Raw genomic sequence first — 21,414 nt, 5'->3', positions numbered from 1 at the left:
ATAATGATTCGGATTCTATATAATGATGATAGATAAAAGGGGAGACCATGATGCTTAAAACACTGCCTTTTTCGGTAACAAAGGAAGATTCTTTTTACGATAAGCTTTCAGAATGGATCGGTGATGTTTTTTACGATATTCTTCCCGAAAAAGGATTTGAGCTGCGTGACGAACAAATCTTCATGGCTTTTCAGTTAGAAAAAGCCTTTAAAGAAAAAAATGTAAGTTTTGCTGAAGCAGGGGTAGGGACCGGTAAGACTTTGGTCTATTTACTATATGCGATTTGTTATGCGAGATATACGAATAAACCGGCAATTATCTCATGTGCAGATGAAACATTGATTGAACAGCTTGTCAAAGAGGAAGGCGACATCCAAAAAATCAAGAATGCTTTAGGTATTGAAGTGGATGTTCGGCTTGCCAAATATCACGATCAATATGTTTGTCTTAAGAAATTGGATTATGCTGTGAATCATGAGGATTCAGAGGGGATAGATCAGCTCTATGATGAACTTCCCAAGTTTGTTCATGATAACTCATCCATGAACGCCTATACAGCATATGGGGACCGTAAACAGTATCCATATTTAAATGATGAAGACTGGTCTAAAGTTGGCTGGGATCAGCTTCAAAACTGTTTTACTTGTGATAAACGCCATCGTTGTGGGCAAACCCTATCACGGGACCACTATCGAAAATCAAGTGATTTGATCATTTGTTCACATGACTTCTTCATGGAGCATGTATGGACTAAGGAAAAGCGTAAGCGTGAAGGACAGTTACCATTACTGCCTGATCATAGCTGCGTTGTCTTTGATGAAGGTCATCTCTTGGAATTTGCTGCTCAAAAGGCTTTAACTTATAAAGTTGGGGAACAAACCCTTGCTTCGGTTCTGGAATTGCTTACAGCCAATCAGGTTCGTGAAGAAACCTTATACATCATCGAGGACTTAATTGATATCAATGAAGAATTTTTTGATTTGTTGGATGAAAAAGCGATACATGTCAGCGGATCTAATCGTTATGAAATCCCGATGTCAAAAGAAATAACTAGCTTTGCCCAAAAGCTTCATAAAAAGGTTGAAGAGTTAGAGGAGAACCTTGTTTTTGAAGCGGAAATGTACACGATCAATGATTATGATTTAAAAGTGACGGAAGAGTATTTAGAGCAGCTGGGCTACTCCCTTTCTCTATTTGTGAAGGATGAACAGGCCGTTTCCTGGTTTGAAGAAAATGAAATGACCAAAACATTGGTGATCATGCCAAGGCTTGTGCAGGATATCTTGTCTGAACAGGTATTCTCGAAAAAAATCCCTTACATTTTTTCATCGGCAACATTATCGGATAATAAATCCTTCCAATATATTGCAGATAGTTTAGGGATAGAAAAGTATGACAGCTTTTCCGTTGAATCACCATTTGATTACGATGAAGTCATGAAAATGAACATGCCGGTCTTCGAAAATGGAGATCAATTGGCAAAACTTCAATATACAATGAAGACAATTGAGGAAAATGAAGGTCGAACACTAGTGTTATTCCATTCAAAAGAAGAATTGCAATGGTTCAAGGAAAACTGCCCAATATCATCCTATCCATTTTATTTTGAAGGGGAAGCGGAAATAAGCGAGCTTGTTAAGAAGTTCCAAGAGGATGAGCAATCTGTCCTTTTCTCCTATCATTTATGGGAAGGGCTTGATGTTCCAGGACCTTCATTACAAAATGTAGTGATACACTCGCTTCCATTCCCGCCTCGCGATCCGGTTTTCGAAGCCAAACGTAACTCGGTTACCGATGCATTCGAAGAAGTGGATCTTCCATACATGCTCCTTCGATTGCGCCAGGGAATAGGGCGTTTGATCAGGACGAGCAATGATTCGGGAACCGTCCAGATTTTGATTGAAAAGGATCTTCCGGAACATGTGAAAGAGAAGATTGTATCCATTCTTCCTGTAACGATTTAAATAAAACCCAATCCAAAATAAGAGCCAAGGGAACCCCTTGGCTCTTATTTATTTTAATTTATTAATCGGAGTGGTTCTGATATGAAAGACTTTTGTATAATATGGTAAAGTGTAGTTGGAAGGAGCAGTGAATATGAAAAAAAAGGGTATAGATCTGATAGAAAAAGACTTTAAAGAATATGTAAAGAAAATCTCGGCTTATAATGAAGCTCTTGCGTTAATTTTTTGGGATTTGCGTACAGGTGCACCTAAAAAGGGAGTTGAGCAGCGTTCCGAAGTTATCGGTATGCTTTCCTCCGAAGTGTTTAATATGAGCACAAGTAAGGAAATGGAATCCTTCATTGCAGAACTTTCGATGGATAAAGCCATTCTTAGTGAATCGACGAATAAGATGGTACAAGAGTGTAAAAAAGAGTTTGAAAGGAATAAGAAAATTCCTGCGAACGAATATAAGGAATTCGTCATTTTACAATCGCGTTCTGAAAGTGCATGGGAAGAGGCAAGGGAAAAAGCTGACTTTTCTTTATTTCAACCTTATCTGGAGCAAATTGTGACATATACCCGCAGGTTCGTAGAGTACTGGGGATATGAAGGGACGAAATATAATACCCTTTTAGACATATATGAACCAGGCATGACTGTAGATATACTTGATGGCGTATTCAGTGAGCTTCGGTCGAGGATCGTTCCCTTGGTAAAACAGATTGCAAAAAGCGAACATAGACCGGAAACAGCGTTCCTATATAAAGAATTTCCAAAAGAAAAACAGCATCAACTCAACTTGGAGATTTTAAAACAGCTAGGATACGATTTCAAGGCTGGCAGGCTTGATGAAACAGTTCACCCTTTTGAAATTAGAATAAATAGGGGCGATGTCCGGGTGACGACCCGATACGATGAAAATGATTTTAGGGGGGCAATCTTTGGTACTATTCATGAGTGTGGACATGCCATTTATGAGCAGAATATCGCCGAAGAGTTAACCGGAACACTTCTCGATAGCGGGACATCAATGGGGATCCATGAATCACAATCTTTGTTTTTCGAAAACTTCATTGGACGGAACCATAGCTTTTGGAAAAATAAATTTTCCTTATTAAAAGAATATGCTCCCGAACAATTCCAAGATGTGACGCTGGATGAATTTTACCGGGGCATTAACGAATCAAAACCATCGTTCATCCGTATTGACGCAGATGAACTTACGTATCCTCTACATATTATGATTCGGTATGAACTGGAAAAGGCCCTCTTTAATGGGGAACTTGAAGTGAAGGATTTACCGGAAGTCTGGAATGAAAAATACAAGGATTATTTGGGAATTGTGCCTGAAAATGACGCAATGGGCGTGTTGCAAGATGTACACTGGGCAGATGGCAGCTTTGGTTATTTCCCTTCTTATGCATTGGGATATATGTATGCAGCCCAAATCAAGCAATCGATGCTTAAAGATTTGCCTGATTTTGATGAACTGTTGGAAGCGGGTGATATTGAACCAATCAGGAAATGGCTTAATGAAAAAATACATAAATACGGAAAAACAAAAAAGCCTCTGGAGATTTTGAAAGAAACGACAGGGGAAGGCCTGAATGTTCAGTATTTAATAAAGTATCTTGAAAATAAATATAAAGAAGTTTATAAAATCAAATGAATCAAAGAAGAAGGACTTGCATTAAATGTCAAGGCCTTCTTCTTTTTTATGGGTCACCCCAAAAGGGCATGAGCAAAATACCAGTAAATGTTATTTGAAGTAGGGGTGGTGTTTTTTTGATAGGAAATCCAAGTAATTTAGGTTCCGTGATTTCGCAATTTTCTAATAATACGAATAATGATTTATTTTTTTAATTTAAAGTTCGGTTTTTTATCAAAAATTACTTTTCAAATAGAGCCAGCGTTGGTATAATTCATATATTATAAAATATAATGTTTCACTCGTATAATAGCAGGGATATGGCCTGCAAGTTTCTACCGGATTACCGTAAATAATTCGACTATGGGTGAGTAATAGATCTTGTTGCGTAAATGAAGGCTTTTGCTGATTCATTTTTCATTCATGCCCAAGAAGTATTGCTTCACTCCAAAAAAGTGCCGCAATGTTTCTTGGGCTTTTTTATATGCCGGGAAATAATTGTGTGGTTTATGGATCAATAAACATCCAAGATTGGGAGGAACCTTCATGCAACTTTTAAAGGAAAAAATCTTGTCCGAGGGTCAAGCTTTATCAGAAGATATTTTAAAAGTAGATTCATTCTTAAATCATCAAATGGATCCTATGCTAATGAAAGAAATTGGTAAAGAATTCGTTAAACGTTTCGAACACAAGGAAATCACGAAAGTGCTGACAATTGAATCATCAGGCATTGGTCCTGGTTTGATGGCTGCTTTGGAATTGGAAGTTCCGCTCATTTTTGCCCGTAAACGTAAATCACTTACTTTAACAAATGATTTAGTGACGGCGTCCGTTCATTCCTTTACAAAAAAAGAAACCAATACCATTACGGTTTCCAATAAATATATTGAAGCTGGAGATAAGGTCTTGATCATCGATGACTTCCTTGCGGTCGGACAGGCAGCCAGGGGCTTGGTGGAAATCTGTAAGCAGGTTGGAGCAGAAGTGGCCGGAATCGGCATCGTGATTGAAAAAGCATTTCAAAGTGGTGGTAAGGATCTTAGGGAACAAGGTTTCCAAGTGGAATCACTTGCACGAATTGCTGAGTTGAAATTCGGTGAGATAACGTTCGCTGAGGAAAAGGAAGGAGCAGCCGTCAATGTCTAATCAATCACCATTAAAAGTTGCTTCCTTAGGATTACAACATGTTCTCGCCATGTATGCCGGTGCAGTCGTCATTCCATTGATTGTCGGTGGGGCGCTGGGATTGACTGCAGCGCAGTTAACTTATTTAGTTTCGATAGACATTTTGATGTGCGGGATAGCAACTTTATTGCAAGTGTGGAAAAATAAATTCTTTGGAATTGGGCTTCCGGTCGTCCTAGGCTGCACATTTACAGCAGTTAGCCCGATGATTGCAATTGGTACGCAATATGGAATCAACTCCATTTATGGATCTATTTTGGCGTCGGGATTGATCGTCATTATCATTAGTAAGTTCTTCGGAAAACTGGCAAGGTTCTTCCCGCCCATTGTCACTGGATCGGTCGTTTTGATTATTGGCATTACGCTCATTCCTGTTGCCATCAATAACCTAGGTGGAGGCCAGGGAGCTGCTGATTTCGGAGACTTGAATAATGTAGCTCTTGGTTTTGGAACTTTGTTATTCATCATATTCATGTATAAATTCTCGACGGGATTCGTACGCTCCATTTCTATTTTATTGGGGCTATTAGTCGGAACCTTTGCGGCCTTCTTCCTTGGAAAAGTGGATTTTAGCTCAGTGGTCAGTGCAAATTGGCTGCATATGCCACATTTTTTCTACTTTGGAACTCCGACATTTAACGTCACGGCAATCATTACAATGACATTGGTGGCGATCGTCAGCTTGGTGGAATCGACTGGTGTTTATTATGCCCTTGGTGAAATCACGGACAAAGAGATTTCAGAAGACGATCTAGCTCGCGGATATCGTTCTGAAGGACTTGCCATCATGATTGGCGGTTTGTTCAATGCGTTTCCGTATACAGCTTTTTCACAAAATGTCGGCTTGATTCAATTGTCAGGCATTAAAACAAGAAATGTCATATACACAACAGCCGGCATTCTCATTTTCATAGGTTTTGTTCCGAAAATTGGTGCATTCACGACAATTATCCCTTCATCCGTGCTTGGCGGTGCAATGGTTGCGATGTTCGGGATGGTAATTGCCGCTGGAATTAAGATGTTGAGCAAAGTGGATTTTGCTTCTCAAGAAAATTTATTGATCATCGCTTGTTCAGTAGGTATGGGACTTGGAGTGACGGTCGTTCCTGAGTTATTTGCGCAAATTCCGGAAAGCTTTCAAATCTTAACGGAAAACGGTATTGTAGCCGGAAGTTTGACAGCCATTTTCTTGAATATCGTCTTTAACATCGTCCCTACAAAAGGCAAAGTGAAGGAATCGCGTATTGAAGGGCAAAATGTAGCCTGATTAAAAATAGTTTCGGTAAACTTGATAGATTCACCCATTAAATGCCCAAATTTCTCAGGTGATGAGGATTTTGGGCATTTTTTCATTTAGGCCGAATAATATCATTGATAATGAAATTGGCGTTTTGTCAGATAAAAGGAAACTCTCTTCACTTTTTGAATATATTGATAGTATATGTTCAGGAAAGTAGTGATAGGGATGGAGAAAAAATATTGTATTCATTGTCGGACCATTCTAAGCCAGGAGTATAGGTGCAGTGTGTGTGGAAAAGAGGAGTTTCAAAATATCATTATACAAGTGCAAAATCAATCTTCAGTAAAGAAGGAAGAATGAAAGTGCCCCCTTACCGATTATAGGTAAGGGGGTTTTATTGTTTCGTGATTACATTTCGATCATTAAGATGATCTGAAGTGTTCCTACGCCTTCAATGAAATGGGTAAATGGATTGCTTCATGAAACCCATACATTTTGGTATTGCCCACAATGACGGTGGGCGGTGTAATATCAATCAATGCATTCTCTCCTGCTAAAGAGTTGGCAATATTACCGCCAAGCATGTTACCGAATTCTGCTGCAAAAGATTCAAGCATTTCACCTTCTAACAGCATGCCAAACATGCTTTCACCTATATTACTCATGCATCCGTTAGTCCCCTCAATCATTATTCTCCCACGGATATCCCCTGTCATGCCAATAAGGACGCTAATCGATTCCTGTTCGAAAGGCTGTCTTATGAGGTAAGGCTTTTGAATGTCCAAAGTGAAAGGAATACGGACTTAACGGCCAGGCTGGTTCCATTTAACAATTTTGTGATTATAGTGTTGATTTCCATTCGTTCCTCCACTTGTCTGGTTATGTTCTCTATTTTATCAAATTTATAGTCTTTTTTACCTATTTATTAAGAAAAAAAGAAAAAATATTATAAAATCCCGATAAATATAACCATTTAGCTATAAAGCATAATTGATATCTCGGTGGGTATATTAACCATATCATGAATAATCAGGGGTGGAATCATGCCATATTTATTATCTGCATCACATATAAAGCTGCCACATTTACTCTCACAGGAAAAGATCATGGAATTTTCGAGAGAAATATTTGGAGCATCCTTTAAAAATATAGAACGGTTACTAAAAGCCTTTAAGAATGGGCAAGTGGAAAATCGGTATTTTTCAAATGATCTTGATTGGTTTAAAGAGGATCATTCTTTTGCCGATCGTAATGATTTATATATTGAGCAGGCAGTCAAGTTTGGGAAAGAAGCTATAGAAAAATGCTTAGCCAACAGAGAATTTTTAAAAGAAGAACTGCAGGCAAACGAGCTAGATGCTTTCTTCTTTATTTCAAGCACGGGGATTGCTACCCCGACCATTGATGCCAGGATAATGAATGAACTTCCATTTAACCCGCATACTAAAAGGATTCCGATTTGGGGGCTTGGCTGTGCAGGGGGAGCGAGTGGCCTATCACGTGCTTTTGAATATTGCCAAGCATACCCGACGGCGAAGGTCATTGTTTTAAGTGTGGAGTTATGCAGTCTGACATTTCAAAGGAACGATATCTCCAAAAGTAATTTAATTGGAACTTCCTTATTTTCTGATGGAGTAAGCTGTATTTTGGTTTGCGGTGATGAAGTGCCGAATGAACAGTTTTCAAAAAAAGTAAGACATTTGCAATTTTTGGATTCTCAATCTACGCTTATGCCGAATTCATTGGATGTAATGGGTTGGGATGTTAAAGATCAAGGATTATACGTGATTTTTTCGAAAGATATCCCTACAATCATCAAGGATTGGCTTAAACCGAATGTTCAAAAGTTCTTAATGGAGAATGGATTCGATCTAAGTGACATAAAAGATTTCATCGCTCATCCTGGAGGCAAAAAAGTAATCGATGCTTATCACGAAGCCCTCGGATTCGATGAAAGCATGACGGCAGAGTCAATGAGCGTATTGAGGGAATTTGGAAATATGTCCTCAGCAACTATTTTGTACGTCCTGGAGAGGTTCATGCAGCGGGGCGGGAATAAAGGTGAGGTGGGCTTGGCTGCTGCATTAGGGCCTGGGTTTTCATCTGAACTTGTGTTAATGAGGTGGAAGTGATGATCTTTGCCATTTTCATTATCTTGATCGCTATACAGCGCCTGGTTGAATTATATATCGCCAAACAAAATGAAAAACAGCTGAAAGCTGCAGGAGCAGTGGAATACGGTGAGTCCCATTACAGATGGATGGTTCTAATGCATCTTAGTTTTTTTATTGTTCTCATTATTGAAGTGGTCGTGCTTGAAAGGAATATGTCAGGACTTTGGCCAATTTGGCTGACCCTTTTTCTAATTGCGCAGTCAGGCAGGATTTGGGCAATCCGTTCATTGGGAAAACATTGGAATACAAAAATCATAGTGGTTCCTGATGCCGATGTAGTCATTAAAGGTCCTTATAAATATTTCAAACATCCGAACTATATCATAGTCGCAACTGAGATTTTAGTTATTTCCTTATTATTCAATGCATATTATACTGCTATCATCTTTAGTTTATTGAATGTTTGGATGATGACGGTAAGAATCCCGCTGGAAGAGAAGGCATTAAAGGAACATACGGAATATTCTACGGTTTTTAAGGGAAAATAATAAAAAAATTTAATTTCTTATTGAAAATGATTATCGTTCGTGATAAGATTCTAAATGAAGATGAAAATTATTCTCATTCGGATCTCGATAATTTTATTTAAATAACTAATAACTAAAAGCTAAACAATATATAAGAGGATGGTGTTGGTAATGGTTTGGGTATTCATTTTATTGACAATCGCTACATATGGTTTTGTGATGAAACATGTATTGAATAATATTCAAAAACCGGCAAAGGCAGTAAAACCTTATACCGAGTCACCAATTGAAAACCGAGCTGCTTTTAACCCCACCCCTACAACCAGGTAAACATCCTGGTTTTTTTTTGCATTCCAAGCCAATATGAATCAAACTGAGAATCCACCAATCGGTGGTTTTTTTTTTGAACATGGACTGTAATGAATCATATAGTAAAAATAAAGCTGATGGTATGAATAACAAACGAAATCGTTTACAATAAGAATATCAAAATGACGATAGATTAAGGGGTATGGATTCATGATTCAAGAAACATTAAAGCAACAGTCCAAATTGGGGATTTTGACTGCCATGTATGAGAAATTTCAATCGGCAGGTGATACAGGCAATGCAGATAAACTGAAACAGTTAATCATGAAAGTGAATAATGAGGAGTTCATCATTGCTTTTTGCGGGCATTTTTCAGCGGGGAAATCCAGTATGATCAATTTTTTCCTTGGTGATCAAGTACTGCCTTCAAGTCCGATTCCAACGAGTGCAAATACGGTAAAAGTCCAAAAAGGGGAAGACTATGCGAAGGTCTTTTACCATCATCAGCCACCAGTATTATTTCCTGCACCTTATGATTTTAAAGAGGTCAAGAAATTTGCCAAGGATGGAGACTCAGTATCGGCAATAACGATAAGTTCGAATGATTTTTCACTGCCGGATTCATGTGCGATTATGGATACGCCAGGAATTGATTCAACAGATGATGCACATAGAGTTTCTACGGAATCTGCCTTGCATCTAGCTGATGTCGTCTTCTATGTCATGGACTACAATCACGTCCAATCAGAGGTGAACTTCCTATTCACGAAAGAATTGTTAGAGGCTGAAAAACCGACATACTTAATTATCAATATGATTGATAAGCATGATGAGAACGAGCTTAGCTTTCAAGACTTCAAGCTTTCCGTTTCTGAAGCATTTGCGAACTGGAATGTATATCCTGATGGGATTTTTTATACTTCCGTAAGAGACTTGAACAATAGTGAAAATGAAATAGAAGTGGTCAAGCAATTCATATATGAAATGGCTGGCAAAGGTCTAAATGATGGGAAAGATGCCATCATGCAATCGGCTAATGCCCTTGTCGAAAGGCATCTTAATTGGCTGAAGGAGCAGTATGAAGAGGAACATGCCGATGATTTTGAAGTATTGTCTGAACTTCCTCATGAAGAACGAGTACACCTGACGAATCAAGTGGACAGCCTATTGAAAGAAAAAAAATCATTAACGGGACGCATAGAGGACATCAAGGTCCAATATGCTGATGCATTAGAAACGATTTTGAAAGGTGCGTACATCATGCCCGCGGCAACACGGGACCTAGGTAAATCTTTCTTGGAATCCGCTCAGCCTGACTTTAAAATGGGATTATTATTTGCCAAGAAAAAAACGGATGCCGAACGTGAGGCACGTATCAAGGCGTTCTTGAACGATTTACAAGAAAAGGTGAAAACCCAGCTTGAATGGCATCTTAAAGAATTAGCCGTTAAAATGCTTAATCAAGCGGAGATCCATGATTCAACACTTGAAGGTAAGGCTCAGGCACTTCAGATCGAGGTAACGGAATCTTACATAAAAAATTCTTTGAGGCCTCAAGTCGATATTACGGGTGAATACGTTTTAAACTATACGAATGATTTAGCATCAGCCATCAAAAAGAAAGCGCGTGATGTATCTGAAGGATTTTTGAATGAAATGGTTACCGTTATGGAAGGAATAGTGGAACAGCAGTCTATAACCATCGATAAGGAGCTTGAAGGTTATTCTGAATTTGCGGAAGCCCTTAAAGTTACTGCTGCGATGAACGCGGAAATCGTTTACCAAACGGAGCGTTTAGAGGCCATTGCAAATCAAACTGAATCATTAGTCGATGAACGCGATATTGATATGCTTTTAACTCAATGGAATGAAGAGGAAAAAAATATTACAGTCAAAATCATGAGAACTGAAAAAGGAAGTAATTCAAGGTCCGTCAACGAACAACCTGAAAGTGATCATGATAAAGAAAACAAGGAAGCTGTACCTTCCGTGACAGTTTCTTCATCTGATGCTGCTGATTTACGCGGAAAAGAAAAGCTGATGGAGACTGCAGCGAGTTTACAACAGGCGGCCAAGCTTATCCAACCTTTGAGAGGATTTCAATCACTTTATAAGGAATTGAAAGAGAAGGCAAATCGCTTGGAACAGCAGACGTTCACTGTTGCCCTCTTCGGTGCATTCAGTGCGGGCAAATCTTCCTTCGCCAATGCGTTGATGGGAGAAAGCGTCCTTCCTGTTTCACCAAATCCGACAACTGCGGCAATCAACAAAATCATGTCTTCGGACGCTGAGCATCCACATGGAACGGCAACCGTCAAATTAAAGACCGAAGCGATGCTGTTGGAAGATGTAAGCCTGGCCTTGGCAGCTTTTGATAAATCGGCAAAGACTCTAGATGAAGCCCTCCAACTAGCAGGGCAAATCATTGCGAAGGCGGGGGAAGTCGATAAGGGGAAGACTCATTTATCCTTTCTAAGGGCTTTTCATCAAGGGCTGCCTGAGTACCAAAATGATCTAGGAAATGTGGTTACGGTAGATCTTGAAGGATTTAAACGTTTTGCTGCAGAAGAGTCCAAGTCATGTCTTGTTGATCTGATTGAATTGCGTTATGACTGTGAAATGACTAAGCAGGGGATGGTCCTTGTTGACACGCCTGGGGCGGATTCGATAAATGCACGACATACAGGAGCAGCTTTTGAATATATTAAGAATTCGGACGCCATCCTTTTTGTTACCTATTATAATCACCCATTCTCACGGGCGGACAGGGAGTTCTTGATACAACTTGGACGTGTGAAAGATTCATTCGCTATGGATAAGATGTTTTTCATTGTCAATGCCGTCGATCTGGCACAAACCACTGACGAATTGGATGAAGTGATGGATTATGTCACAGATCAATTGAATGGTTTCGGAATCCGTTTTCCAAAACTGTTCCCGCTTACGAGTAAGGGAGCGTTGATGGAAAAACAAACGCCTGGTTCATTTAAGCATTCGTTCCTTCCTAATAGCGGAATCTCGGAATTCCAAGGCCAATTCGATTCTTTCATAGAAAACGATTTAACTGGGCTTGCAATTGAATCGGCTCAAGCGGCTGTAAAAAGAACGGAAGAACTGCTAAGAGATGTAATTACAGCTTCAAGGCAGGATGAGAAAGCGAAACGAAATGCCTTGGAGACCCTTTCTCAAGAGGCACAGTCCATTTCGGAACTCCTCTCAGTCATTAAAGGGGATGCGGAAAGGCAACGTTTGAAAAAAGAAGTCGACGAATTGACTTTCTATAGTAAACAACGAGTCTTCTTCCGGTTTAATGATTTCTTCAAAGAATCGTTCAATCCGGCTGTTTTAAAAGATGATGGAGGCGATCTGAAAATTGTCCTCAAGCAATCGATGAAGAACTTGTTGGATGCGTTAGGCTTTGACCTTGCCCAGGAAATGCGGGCAACGGCATTAAGGACGGAAATGTTCGTAAATAAATTACTGAATGAGAAACAAAGCAGTTTGCTTCAGCAAATGCAAAAAGTAAGAAGAACCCTTTCATTGCAGCCATATGAACCTAATGAGAGGGAGTCCATTGAATTTACAGGAGCTTTTGCCCAATTGGATACGGGGGAATTCAAAAAGGAATTGGCATTATTTAAAAATCCAAAATCTTTCTTTGAAAAAAATGAGAAAGCGAAAATGAGCGAAGGGCTTCAGAAGCGTTTGGATGAACCTGCCCTTATATATGTTAAAGAACAGGGTGAGCGGATTTTCGAAATGTATAATGAAGTCCTCGATCAAGAGTTACTCGCGATTCAAAAAGAGTTTAAGACGGAAATATCGGATATCTTTGCAGGCTTACGTGCAGCATTGGAGGAAACGGTCGATTTACCGTATTATGAAAATGCTGTAGCTGAATTGGCAAAAATGCATTCGAAATAGAAACGAGGTTCATTCATGAAAGAAAACCTTATTTCAAGATTGAGATACCTGGAAAAGAAAGAGGATATGACCATTTTGATGGCTGCTGTTACTGGCAGCCATTCTTTTGGTTTATCATCCGGCCAATCTGATTATGATGTTCGATTTATATATGTTCATAATGATAAGCGATCATACCTCAGCTTAAGTCAGCCAGTTGAAGTCATTCAAATGAAAGAAGGCCAATTTGACATGGAAGGCTGGGATCTATTTAAATCATCACGTCTTACCTTAAAGAGTAATCCTGCTCTATTTGAATTATTTCAGTCGCAAATCAAGTTGATTATGCATCCGGATTATTATAGGAAGATGAATGGTTTGATAGCAGATTGCTATTCCAAAAAGGCACTTGGGCATCATTATTATCGGATGATGAGCGACAATCTTCAACAATTGACAAAAACAAGGGAATCCAAAAGAAAAGAACTAAAAATATGGGTACAAGTATGCCGTTCATATTTAATCTTGGAATATATCATCCAACGGGGTTCGCTGCCACCTTTATCGGTATGGGAATTACTTGATTTGGTTTCAATTGATCAAGAATTGGTAACCGGGATGAACCGGATATTCAAGGCAAAACAATTGGAAGAATGTATAAGCAACAATGAAAGTGAAAAGAATCTTTCGCTATTAGAAGGGAAATCACTTTCCTTAAAGAATGAGATAACTAGGCTACATCAAGGGAAGAGCATGGAAACGGAGCTTAATGAATTAATTTGGGCCATTTTGAAGTAGGGGGTTATACAGATGAGTTTTATAATCGAAAAAGAAGAGCTGTTGCCGTTGTTGAATTCCAATGATATCAGAATTTGTGACTGCCGCTTTCAGCTAGGCACTCCTGATGCAGGGTATAAGGCATACAAAAAAGACCATATTTCCGGCGCTGTTTATTTCGATCTAGAAAAGGACTTATCGGGTCAGGTTAAAGAACATGGCGGAAGACATCCTCTTCCTGACCTGGCAACCATTAAAGGTAAACTGGAATCAAATGGAATCACCAATGATACGGTACTTATTGCTTATGATGGCGGCGAAGGTTCTTTTGCTTCCAGGTTTGCGTGGCTGCTGAGCTACCTTGGGCATCGGAAAGTTTTTGTTCTTAACGGGGGATATCGCGCCTGGAGGGATGCGGGCTATCCCATTGACTCGAATCAAACGAATTATGTGCCAGCAGAATATCATATCGATTTAAATGAGTCCGTTGTTGCTTCTTTTCAAACAGTAAAGGATTACACAATGAATAGGCCAGACGATATCATTTTAATCGATTCAAGGGAATCTAAACGCTACGAGGGAATTGAGGAGCCGATTGATAAAAAAGCCGGCCATATACCTGGTGCCGTAAATAAGGTGTGGACGAACGTTCTGGAAAATGGCTATTTTAAAAAGAAGGAAGATCTTCAGTCGAATTTCACAGGCATCGGTAATGATAAGGAAATCATTGTGTACTGCGGTTCAGGTGTAACGGCATCACCAAATTATATCGCTCTGAAAGAAGCGGGCTTTAAAGATGTGAAGATTTATATTGGCAGTTTCAGTGACTGGATCTCCTATGATGATAATCCAATTGAATAATATTTTTTCCAATTAAACGATCCTTAAAAAAGGGGACGGTTATGTTAAGATGGAAGTACATCATGATAGAGGTGATAATGTGTGTTAATGAAAGAAAACGAGCAGCACCCTTCCCTTATGCTTGTTGATGGGATGGCGCTTTTATTTAGAGCTTTTTATGCAACGGCTGTTACTGGTCAATTCATGATTAACTCGAAAGGCATACCAACCAATGCCGTTCAAGGTTTTTTGAAACATATGCTGACGGCGGTGAATCACTTTTCACCAAGTCATGTAGCGGTGTGTTGGGATATGGGCAGCAAGACCTTCAGAAATGAATTATTTGATGGATACAAGGCTAATCGATCAGAAGCTCCAGTCGAAATGATTCCTCAATTCGACCTCGCGAAAAAAGCGGTTGAAGCATTTGATATCCCTAACATAGGGCTCTCTGGATATGAGGCGGATGACTGTATCGGGACAATTGCCAAGGCATCTGCCCAACATAGCCGGGTGGGTATATTGACTGGCGATCAAGATATGCTTCAGTTAATAGATGAAAACATTTCCGTACTTTTGTTAAAAAAAGGGTATGGTAACTATGAGGTGCATAATCCCGATAGCTTTTTTGAATGGAAAGGGATCACACCAAGACAAATGATCGATTTAAAAGCTTTAATGGGTGATACAGCTGATAACTATCCCGGAGTTAAAGGAATAGGGGAAAAGACAGCGTTGAAATTATTGATTCAGTATCAAAGTATCGAAGGGATTCTTGAAAATGTTGCTTCATTGACGAATGGGCAGAGGGCTAAAATTGAATCCGCCGTCGATATGCTTCATTTATCCAGAAAGCTAGCAGAAATAAAATGTGATGTACCAATTTCATGTTCTTTGGACGATGCGGTCTATCAGTATGATCGCGAGAAGGTCAAAAATCTGGCTAGGGATCATGAATTCAGGGCTTTAATGCGAATGATCTAATCAAACAAGCGGAGCTTCCCAATGGAAGCTCCTTTATTTTGTACGATGATTTTTTTGTCGAAAAATGGATAGTCAAAATCTTTGATATACGGTAAGATGAAAATAAGGCATGAAGTATGGAGTGGATGCAGAATTGGCGAAATCAACTGAAGAGTATGTTAGTTTTTTAGAGGGTAAAGGTTTCACTTTTGGTAATGACGCTATTGGTTTTATTTATTTTGGTAAGCGCTACACGGATGCAAGTGATATTTTAGTCAATGCAGCAATAGAATTGACATTGAAGGTACAAAAGAATTTTGATGGCAGCTTTTATATTTCCTTTTTGGAAAACTTAAAACAAAATGGCATTGAAACGCGTAGTGCAGCGGTATCGTTTGCAAAAGAACAGGGGCTGCTAAAATAAATCGGACTTCATAACTTAGAAGTCCGATTTATTTTATTGGGCTTTTTAAGAAAGCTCCTGTGTCACCGGTTTCTTTTTCTTAACAGGCAGTTCAGCGAAAATCATTCCCAAGAAAATGAATGCGCAGCCGATGATGGAGGCGGTAGTCAATTTTTCCCCTATCAATATGTATGAGGATAACGCAGCAAAAACCGGTTCCATTGAAAAGATCAGCGCCACTCTTGTAGGTGTCGTATAGGCTTGGAAGAAGGTTTGTGCGAAAAAGGCGAACGCCGTGGCAAGGGCTGCAGTAACCAATAAAGCAGTCCATACATCCTTCTTTAACATCACCTCTGAGCTCAAGATGACGGAATGATTCTCGTTGAAAATGAAGGCTGAAACAAATGATAATAAAGATACGGTAGAAACCTGAATCAGCGTCAACGGTAAAGCGGGTAGGGTCTTGGCATATCTAGCGGTAGTAATGATCTGCATGGCAAAACTGATTGCGCATAAAAATACCAGTAAATCACCGATATTCAAATTGGAGCGGTCAGCGAAAGTCATTAGATAAAGCCCAATGGTTGCCGCTGCGACACCGATCATTGTATTTCGGGAAAGCCGATGTTTTAAAAGCAGCAAGGAAAAAACAGGTACCATGACGACACTTAATCCTGTTATGAAGCCTGTCTTCGCAGGAGTCGTATAATTCAATCCGATCGTTTGAAGCCCATATCCCAGAAAAAGCCAAACCCCAATATGAAACCCGGCTATAATGAGGCCCTTATTCCAAGTTTTCCCCTTTTTGTGTAAAGTCGATATATAAGGAATGAGCAAGAAAACGAAGGCCATGAAGAAACGGACGGCATTAAACGTGAATGGGTCAAGAAATGATAGGGCATTTTGAACCATGACAAATGTGACGCCCCAGATGAATACAACGAATAATAACGAAAAATCAGCTGTCTTGTTCATGAATTTCCTCAGCCTTATTCATGCGAATGGCCCGTCTCGCCAATTCATCCGCGGACTTGTTTTCGAGGTTTGGAATCCATTTCATGAAAAATAATTCAAGCTCGTCGGAAAGCTTTAGCGCCCGTTCCAGCAATATCGCATACTTATTTTTTGCAAATCTTTTTTCAATGGCCTGGTTGATGGCTTGGGAGTCAGTACGGAAAGAAACGATTTGATACTTATTGGCTACACAAATTTCCAATGCTTTGATTAAAGCATGGTACTCCGCTTCATGGTTTTCCATATTTCCAAGCGGAAATGAATGCCTCTCGACCACACCGTTATTATTTATGAAAACACCTGCGCCGCTCGGCCCGGGATTGCCCGCACTGGCACCATCAATATACACTTCGATCAATATATGCTCCTCCTCGAGTTTAACTGTCAATATGCCTTTATAAAAAACGTTTCATATAAAATAAGATTGAAACATGAGAATTTCAGGCTGATATGGGAACTATAATTAAAAAGAATGATTCAATGCTTACAATATATTATAAAGGGTAAGACGAAAAAAAGGTATGAAAATTGTAAGCTGTTCTGCATGAATGGTGAATGGATAAGGAGCTGGAAATCTTTGAAGGTAATTATGCAATGGACATATCATGCTTCAAAAAAACCATCTGCCGATTTCGTTTCGGATTGGCTTGATGCCGGGACTGCACTGGTCATTACGGAAGATCTTGAAAAGGCAGGAAGGCTGAAAGAAGTGGAATTCAAGGATGAATTCGATACAACATGGACGAAGAAAGAGCTAAAGAAACTCCTGACGGAAGTTGAGGAAGAGCCGCAGGATGTGACGGTTTTTTTTGATGGCGGTTTTCAAAAAGATGAAAAGGTGGCAGGACTCGGTGTAGCGATTTATTTTCGTCAAGGTAAGAAGTTCTGGCGGTTACGCACCAACGTGAAATTGGACCAATTCGAATCCAATAATGAAGCGGAATATGCGGCCTTTCATGAAGCGGTCAGGCAGATGGAGGAACTTGGGATCCACCATCAAAGCTGTGTCTTTAAAGGGGATTCTCTAGTTGTCTTAAATCAACTTTCCGGTGAATGGCCCTGTATGGAAGAAAACTTAAATAAATGGCTGGACCGCATTGAAGCGAAACTGGATAAATTAAAGATCATTCCGGTCTGCAAGCCAATTTCTCGGAAGGAAAACCAGGAAGCTGATCGCCTGGCAACACTTGCACTGCAGGGAAAAGCCATTTTCAGCAAAATAGAGATTGCTGAGTCAAAGGAGCCATAACAACAATGAACAGGAAAAAAATATATGAAGAAGTGGAAGATGTTCTCGCTTCATTTTGCCAGGATTGTTTTTTACGAAAGCATTTTCGAAAAGAGAAGGGGCGTACGTATGCCCATCAGTTTTGTATTTCAGAATGTACGGTTGGTGAAAAATTAAAACGCCTGGGCAATGAACTTAGTGACCGAACTTAAGTGCCAAAAAATTGTTTTCATTAAGACTCAATGTCATGAAGGATATGGTATTATAGGTAAAAAATAGAGAAAAGTGTGAGAGCAATGAAAAATAGAAGAGGAAAGCTGATTAATAAAGCGAATCCGCCTCTTACCATACCTGAAATTGATTTCATAATGGTAGAATTGAAAAAAGGTGAATCTACTTTAACTGAAGATCATGTACAACCTAAAGTAAAGATTCATGAAAGAATCAACAAAGCTTCTATTCAAATCAAAAACATCTTTCAAGAGATACGTAAAGAAGGAAAAATACAGCTGAAAAGGTTGAAGTGATTAAAGCGGAGGTAGCACCTGTCATTGCGGAAGCTGCAAAGAATCCTAATGTTTATTACCTTTTCGAAGAGATGCAAGCAAACAACGAGTACACGTATAAGCATAATATCGGTGTCGGAATCATTGCCACTTAACTAGGGATGAAGCTTGGATTATCGAAAGAAAACCTTTCAGCACTGACACTGGCAGCCACGCTGCATGACGTTGGTAAAACAAGGATTTCGGATAGTATATTGGAAAAGCCGGGTAAACTGACTGCGGCAGAATATGAAGAAATGAAACGCCATGCCATTTATGGTTATGAATTACTTAAAAATATCCCTGGAATCCCAACATCGATTGCATTAACAGCCCTTCAGCACCATGAGCGGGAAGATGGGAAAGGCTATCCACTTGGTCTGATTGGGAATGATATCCATCATCATTCGAAAATCGTCGCAATAGCCGATGGTATTCCATGCGATGTCTTCAAATCGTGTATATCATCAGGCCATGCCGTTTTATAAGGTGATTGAGCAAATGAACAGCGATATGTTCGGTAAATTCAATCCAGAAATACTGCTGGAGTTTGTAAACCGATTAATGTCCACTTTAGTCGGAAAAGAAGTCACGCTTACCAATGGACGGAACGGCACGATCATCATGATCAATCCATACGATCCCCTTAAAGTCCTATTGAAAACCAGTTCAGGGATCATGGATTTGCGAATGGAAAAAGAATGTCAGATTGAACGAATCATCGGTTAATGAAAAAGAGCCCGATTATAAAAAATCGGGCTTTTCGTCATTCTGCTTTACTGAATCGAAATAAGTTTTGAGCATCACTTTATTTTCGCTGAAGTCTGCAATCGTATATTGATCAAGGACCTTTAAAAAAGCATCCAAGGCATTATTAAGGACAAATTTCAATGAACAAACGGGAGAAATCACACAGTTATCGTGATCTTTAAAACATTCCACTAAATAAAAATCTTCTTCGGTTCTCCGTACCAGTTCCCCTACATTTATTTCAGCGGGTGATTTTGCAAGCCGGAAACCGCCATTTCTTCCACGTATCGTCTCAATATAGCCTAATTTCCCTAGATTATGAACAATCTTCATCAAGTGATTTTTAGACAGTTGATAAACTTCAGATATCTCTTTAATATTTGACAATTTGCTTTGGTCGTGGGAAGCCAGGTAAATCAACACTCTAAGTGAGTAATCGGAATAACTCGTCAACCTCATGTTTATCGCCTCACATTCTATCCCCATTAGACTATATCATAAATGTGAACATTTTATAAACATGAAAACTTATTATTTAAAAAGATGTATAAAAAATATTGCTTTTAATGCATTTAAGTTCTAATATAAACATGTATTCAAAATACTTGTTTATGAAGAGGGGTTTACCTATGCTATCCCAGAAAACTATCGATGTTATCAAATCAACTGTACCCGTATTAGAAGTGCATGGTGCAACTATCACAACTGTATTCTATAAAAATCTTTTCGAAGCACATCCTGAATTGTTAAATGTCTTTAATCACGCCAATCAAAAAAAGGGGCGCCAGCAAACTGCACTTGCCAACACGGTTTTGGCAGCGGCTAAACATATAGATCAACTTGAAACGATCTTACCTGCCGTGAAGCAAATAGCACAAAAACACAGAAGTCTTGCAGTTAAAGCTGAACATTATCCCATTGTTGGAGAATATCTATTAGGTGCAATCAAGGAAGTGTTACAAGATTCGGCTACAGAAGAGATCCTCCAAGCTTGGGGAGAGGCCTATGGAGTCATTGCCGGTGTTTTCATTAGCATCGAAAAGGAAATGTACGATCAAGCTTCCAATCAGGTCGGCGGATGGTCTGATTTCAAACGATTCACAGTGGTGGAAAAAGTACGGGAAAGTGACGTAATCTCTTCCTTTTATTTAAAGCCAGCAAATGGAGACAAGGTTCCATCATTTCTTCCTGGACAATATATTACCGTTCGCATCGAGATACCGGGTGAACGCTATTTATTCAACCGTCAGTATAGTTTGTCTGATGTTCCGGGAAAAGATTACTTCCGGATTTCCGTTAAAAAAGAAAAGCCTGGAACTTCTCCTGATGGAAGGGTCTCTAACTACTTGCATGAATCCATTCAGATGGGTGACAGTATAGACGTAACGGCTCCTGCAGGTGATTTCACCATTGATTTGGGAAAACGAACTCCGGCAGTATTCTTGAGCGGAGGCGTTGGCATAACGCCTTTCATGAGTATGGTTCATGCAGTAGCTGAACAAACACCTGAGCGTGATGTCCAATTCATTCACGCATCCGATAATGGCAATTTACAGCCGTTCAGAACGGAACTGACGGATCTAACGCACAAGCTTGCCAGTTATCATTTATCCTTTGTCTATAAAAATCCGAGTGAGGATGATAAGAACCTGCCGAATTTTGCAAAGCAAGGGTATGTCGATAAGGAATTATTGAGCAGTATTGTTAAACCTGAAGCTGATTATTATGTGTGCGGCCCTGTGCCTTTCATGAAGGCCATCATCACTTACCTGAAAGAGCTTGGGGTAGATACGGATAAAATTCACTATGAATTCTTCGGCCCAGCCATGGCGCTATAAGGTTCATTCATCGAAGGAATGTTATTGACATCAAGAAGATAATTTTGCATACTATATTAAAACAATGAACGTTGAGGGAAGATTAGTATGCGAGAATCACTGTGACAGAGAGCGGCGTCAATTGCTGGAAGACCCGCGACAGGAAAGCGCAGAACCTGCTTCTTGAGTCCTATGCAAAACATAG

23 protein-coding genes and 1 riboswitch are annotated in these 21,414 nt (G+C 39.5%); of the genes, 19 read left to right on the top strand and 4 right to left on the bottom strand.

Features of this window, described 5'->3' with window-relative positions; translation table 11 throughout:
* Positions 1 to 47: 47 nt before the first annotated feature.
* The 4 genes from V3595_RS13490 (at position 48) to V3595_RS13475 (ending at position 6,046) form a co-directional block, all read left to right on the top strand.
* Positions 48 to 1,964 (top strand): ATP-dependent DNA helicase, encoded by a 1,917-nt coding sequence (locus V3595_RS13490; RefSeq protein WP_485907696.1) that lies wholly within the window; start codon positions 48 to 50, stop codon positions 1,962 to 1,964.
* 133 nt (positions 1,965 to 2,097) lie between these two features.
* Entirely contained in the window at positions 2,098 to 3,615 is a 1,518-nt protein-coding gene (locus tag V3595_RS13485; RefSeq protein ID WP_485907695.1) for a carboxypeptidase M32, read from the top strand.
* 261 nt (positions 3,616 to 3,876) lie between these two features.
* Positions 3,877 to 3,978: riboswitch (purine riboswitch) on the top strand.
* 162 nt (positions 3,979 to 4,140) lie between these two features.
* The gene (locus V3595_RS13480; RefSeq protein ID WP_485907693.1) at positions 4,141 to 4,740 is read left to right on the top strand and encodes a xanthine phosphoribosyltransferase; all 600 of its coding nucleotides are present in this window, start codon (positions 4,141 to 4,143) and stop codon (positions 4,738 to 4,740) included.
* Entirely contained in the window at positions 4,733 to 6,046 is a 1,314-nt protein-coding gene (locus V3595_RS13475; protein WP_485907692.1) for a nucleobase:cation symporter-2 family protein, read from the top strand. Before V3595_RS13480 ends, V3595_RS13475 begins: the two co-directional genes overlap by 8 nt.
* 416 nt (positions 6,047 to 6,462) lie before the next feature.
* Here V3595_RS13475 and V3595_RS13470 read toward each other — a convergent pair whose 3' ends face one another.
* Complete coding sequence (locus V3595_RS13470) at positions 6,463 to 6,804, bottom strand: chemotaxis protein CheX (protein ID WP_485907690.1); 342 nt, start codon at positions 6,802 to 6,804, stop codon at positions 6,463 to 6,465.
* Between the two features lie 258 nt (positions 6,805 to 7,062).
* On the opposite strand from V3595_RS13470, the gene V3595_RS13465 reads away from it, so the two are divergent.
* The 8 genes from V3595_RS13465 (at position 7,063) to V3595_RS13430 (ending at position 15,876) form a co-directional block, all read left to right on the top strand.
* Complete coding sequence (locus tag V3595_RS13465) at positions 7,063 to 8,151, top strand: type III polyketide synthase (RefSeq protein WP_485907689.1); 1,089 nt, start codon at positions 7,063 to 7,065, stop codon at positions 8,149 to 8,151.
* Entirely contained in the window at positions 8,151 to 8,681 is a 531-nt protein-coding gene (locus V3595_RS13460) for an isoprenylcysteine carboxyl methyltransferase family protein (RefSeq protein ID WP_485907687.1), read from the top strand. The genes V3595_RS13465 and V3595_RS13460 overlap by 1 nt, the downstream gene beginning before the upstream one ends.
* A 150-nt stretch (positions 8,682 to 8,831) precedes the next feature.
* Positions 8,832 to 8,990: a hypothetical protein gene (locus V3595_RS13455; protein ID WP_485907685.1), complete on the top strand. Its 159-nt coding sequence runs from the start codon at positions 8,832 to 8,834 to the stop codon at positions 8,988 to 8,990.
* 189 nt (positions 8,991 to 9,179) lie between these two features.
* Positions 9,180 to 12,893, top strand: coding sequence for a dynamin family protein (locus V3595_RS13450; RefSeq protein WP_485907683.1), 3,714 nt, complete (start codon positions 9,180 to 9,182; stop codon positions 12,891 to 12,893).
* Positions 12,894 to 12,908: 15 nt separating this feature from the next.
* A complete protein-coding gene (locus tag V3595_RS13445; RefSeq protein ID WP_485907682.1) occupies positions 12,909 to 13,670 on the top strand; it encodes a nucleotidyltransferase domain-containing protein in 762 nt (253 codons plus the stop codon).
* A gap of 12 nt (positions 13,671 to 13,682) precedes the next feature.
* The gene (locus V3595_RS13440) at positions 13,683 to 14,510 is read left to right on the top strand and encodes a sulfurtransferase (protein ID WP_485907681.1); all 828 of its coding nucleotides are present in this window, start codon (positions 13,683 to 13,685) and stop codon (positions 14,508 to 14,510) included.
* A gap of 87 nt (positions 14,511 to 14,597) precedes the next feature.
* Entirely contained in the window at positions 14,598 to 15,473 is an 876-nt protein-coding gene (locus V3595_RS13435; RefSeq protein WP_485907964.1) for a 5'-3' exonuclease, read from the top strand.
* A 121-nt stretch (positions 15,474 to 15,594) separates the two neighbouring features.
* A complete protein-coding gene (locus tag V3595_RS13430; protein WP_230176922.1) occupies positions 15,595 to 15,876 on the top strand; it encodes a DUF6123 family protein in 282 nt (93 codons plus the stop codon).
* Positions 15,877 to 15,921: 45 nt separating this feature from the next.
* On the opposite strand, the gene V3595_RS13425 is transcribed toward V3595_RS13430, so the two are convergent.
* Complete coding sequence (locus tag V3595_RS13425; RefSeq protein WP_485907680.1) at positions 15,922 to 16,830, bottom strand: DMT family transporter; 909 nt, start codon at positions 16,828 to 16,830, stop codon at positions 15,922 to 15,924.
* The gene (locus V3595_RS13420) at positions 16,814 to 17,227 is read right to left on the bottom strand and encodes a reverse transcriptase-like protein (protein ID WP_230176921.1); all 414 of its coding nucleotides are present in this window, start codon (positions 17,225 to 17,227) and stop codon (positions 16,814 to 16,816) included. Before V3595_RS13420 ends, V3595_RS13425 begins: the two co-directional genes overlap by 17 nt.
* Positions 17,228 to 17,446: 219 nt before the next feature.
* Between V3595_RS13420 and V3595_RS13415 the strand changes: the two genes are divergently transcribed.
* The 6 genes from V3595_RS13415 (at position 17,447) to V3595_RS13390 (ending at position 19,371) form a co-directional block, all read left to right on the top strand.
* A complete protein-coding gene (locus V3595_RS13415) occupies positions 17,447 to 18,118 on the top strand; it encodes a ribonuclease H family protein (RefSeq protein WP_485907679.1) in 672 nt (223 codons plus the stop codon).
* 5 nt (positions 18,119 to 18,123) lie between these two features.
* Complete coding sequence (locus V3595_RS13410; protein WP_101222353.1) at positions 18,124 to 18,309, top strand: zinc-finger domain-containing protein; 186 nt, start codon at positions 18,124 to 18,126, stop codon at positions 18,307 to 18,309.
* 84 nt (positions 18,310 to 18,393) lie between these two features.
* The gene (locus V3595_RS13405) at positions 18,394 to 18,624 is read left to right on the top strand and encodes a hypothetical protein (RefSeq protein WP_485907678.1); all 231 of its coding nucleotides are present in this window, start codon (positions 18,394 to 18,396) and stop codon (positions 18,622 to 18,624) included.
* On the top strand, positions 18,621 to 18,758 hold the full coding sequence (locus V3595_RS13400) for a hypothetical protein (protein ID WP_485907677.1): 138 nt from the start codon (positions 18,621 to 18,623) through the stop codon (positions 18,756 to 18,758). The genes V3595_RS13405 and V3595_RS13400 overlap by 4 nt, the downstream gene beginning before the upstream one ends.
* Before the next feature lie 6 nt (positions 18,759 to 18,764).
* Positions 18,765 to 19,130 carry an HD-GYP domain-containing protein gene (locus V3595_RS13395; protein ID WP_485907676.1) on the top strand — a complete coding sequence of 122 codons (366 nt, stop codon included), beginning with the start codon at positions 18,765 to 18,767 and terminating at the stop codon, positions 19,128 to 19,130.
* Positions 19,131 to 19,143: 13 nt separating this feature from the next.
* Positions 19,144 to 19,371, top strand: a complete 228-nt coding sequence (locus V3595_RS13390; RefSeq protein ID WP_485907675.1) for a hypothetical protein — start codon at positions 19,144 to 19,146, stop codon at positions 19,369 to 19,371.
* A gap of 15 nt (positions 19,372 to 19,386) precedes the next feature.
* Here V3595_RS13390 and V3595_RS13385 read toward each other — a convergent pair whose 3' ends face one another.
* Positions 19,387 to 19,851 (bottom strand): RrF2 family transcriptional regulator, encoded by a 465-nt coding sequence (locus V3595_RS13385; RefSeq protein ID WP_350299303.1) that lies wholly within the window; start codon positions 19,849 to 19,851, stop codon positions 19,387 to 19,389.
* 170 nt (positions 19,852 to 20,021) lie between these two features.
* Between V3595_RS13385 and hmpA the strand changes: the two genes are divergently transcribed.
* Positions 20,022 to 21,230, top strand: coding sequence for an NO-inducible flavohemoprotein (gene hmpA / locus V3595_RS13380; RefSeq protein WP_485907674.1), 1,209 nt, complete (start codon positions 20,022 to 20,024; stop codon positions 21,228 to 21,230).
* The last annotated feature ends 184 nt before the right edge of the window (positions 21,231 to 21,414 follow it).

This window comes from Bacillus sp. CFBP9009, from assembly GCF_036541465.1.
In the GTDB taxonomy this organism is placed as follows: Bacteria; Bacillota; Bacilli; order Bacillales; family DSM-1321; genus Peribacillus.
The sequence above is the reverse complement of the archived record's forward strand: the minus strand, read 5'-3'. Positions and strand labels throughout refer to the sequence as shown.

Excerpts from the sequence above, each read along its gene's own strand:
- V3595_RS13490 (WP_485907696.1), top strand. The coding sequence starts at position 48 with ATGATGCTTAAAACACTGCCTTTTTCGGTAACAAAGGAAGATTCTTTT.
- V3595_RS13485 (WP_485907695.1), top strand. The coding sequence starts at position 2,098 with ATGAAAAAAAAGGGTATAGATCTGATAGAAAAAGACTTTAAAGAATAT.
- V3595_RS13480 (WP_485907693.1), top strand. The coding sequence starts at position 4,141 with ATGCAACTTTTAAAGGAAAAAATCTTGTCCGAGGGTCAAGCTTTATCA.
- V3595_RS13475 (WP_485907692.1), top strand. The coding sequence starts at position 4,733 with ATGTCTAATCAATCACCATTAAAAGTTGCTTCCTTAGGATTACAACAT.
- V3595_RS13465 (WP_485907689.1), top strand. The coding sequence starts at position 7,063 with ATGCCATATTTATTATCTGCATCACATATAAAGCTGCCACATTTACTC.
- V3595_RS13460 (WP_485907687.1), top strand. The coding sequence starts at position 8,151 with ATGATCTTTGCCATTTTCATTATCTTGATCGCTATACAGCGCCTGGTT.
- V3595_RS13455 (WP_485907685.1), top strand. The coding sequence starts at position 8,832 with ATGGTTTGGGTATTCATTTTATTGACAATCGCTACATATGGTTTTGTG.
- V3595_RS13450 (WP_485907683.1), top strand. The coding sequence starts at position 9,180 with ATGATTCAAGAAACATTAAAGCAACAGTCCAAATTGGGGATTTTGACT.
- V3595_RS13445 (WP_485907682.1), top strand. The coding sequence starts at position 12,909 with ATGAAAGAAAACCTTATTTCAAGATTGAGATACCTGGAAAAGAAAGAG.
- V3595_RS13440 (WP_485907681.1), top strand. The coding sequence starts at position 13,683 with ATGAGTTTTATAATCGAAAAAGAAGAGCTGTTGCCGTTGTTGAATTCC.
- V3595_RS13435 (WP_485907964.1), top strand. The coding sequence starts at position 14,598 with ATGAAAGAAAACGAGCAGCACCCTTCCCTTATGCTTGTTGATGGGATG.
- V3595_RS13425 (WP_485907680.1), bottom strand. The coding sequence starts at position 16,830 with ATGAACAAGACAGCTGATTTTTCGTTATTATTCGTTGTATTCATCTGG.
- V3595_RS13410 (WP_101222353.1), top strand. The coding sequence starts at position 18,124 with ATGAACAGGAAAAAAATATATGAAGAAGTGGAAGATGTTCTCGCTTCA.
- V3595_RS13405 (WP_485907678.1), top strand. The coding sequence starts at position 18,394 with ATGAAAAATAGAAGAGGAAAGCTGATTAATAAAGCGAATCCGCCTCTT.
- V3595_RS13395 (WP_485907676.1), top strand. The coding sequence starts at position 18,765 with ATGAAGCTTGGATTATCGAAAGAAAACCTTTCAGCACTGACACTGGCA.
- V3595_RS13390 (WP_485907675.1), top strand. The coding sequence starts at position 19,144 with ATGAACAGCGATATGTTCGGTAAATTCAATCCAGAAATACTGCTGGAG.
- V3595_RS13385 (WP_350299303.1), bottom strand. The coding sequence starts at position 19,851 with ATGAGGTTGACGAGTTATTCCGATTACTCACTTAGAGTGTTGATTTAC.
- hmpA (WP_485907674.1), top strand. The coding sequence starts at position 20,022 with ATGCTATCCCAGAAAACTATCGATGTTATCAAATCAACTGTACCCGTA.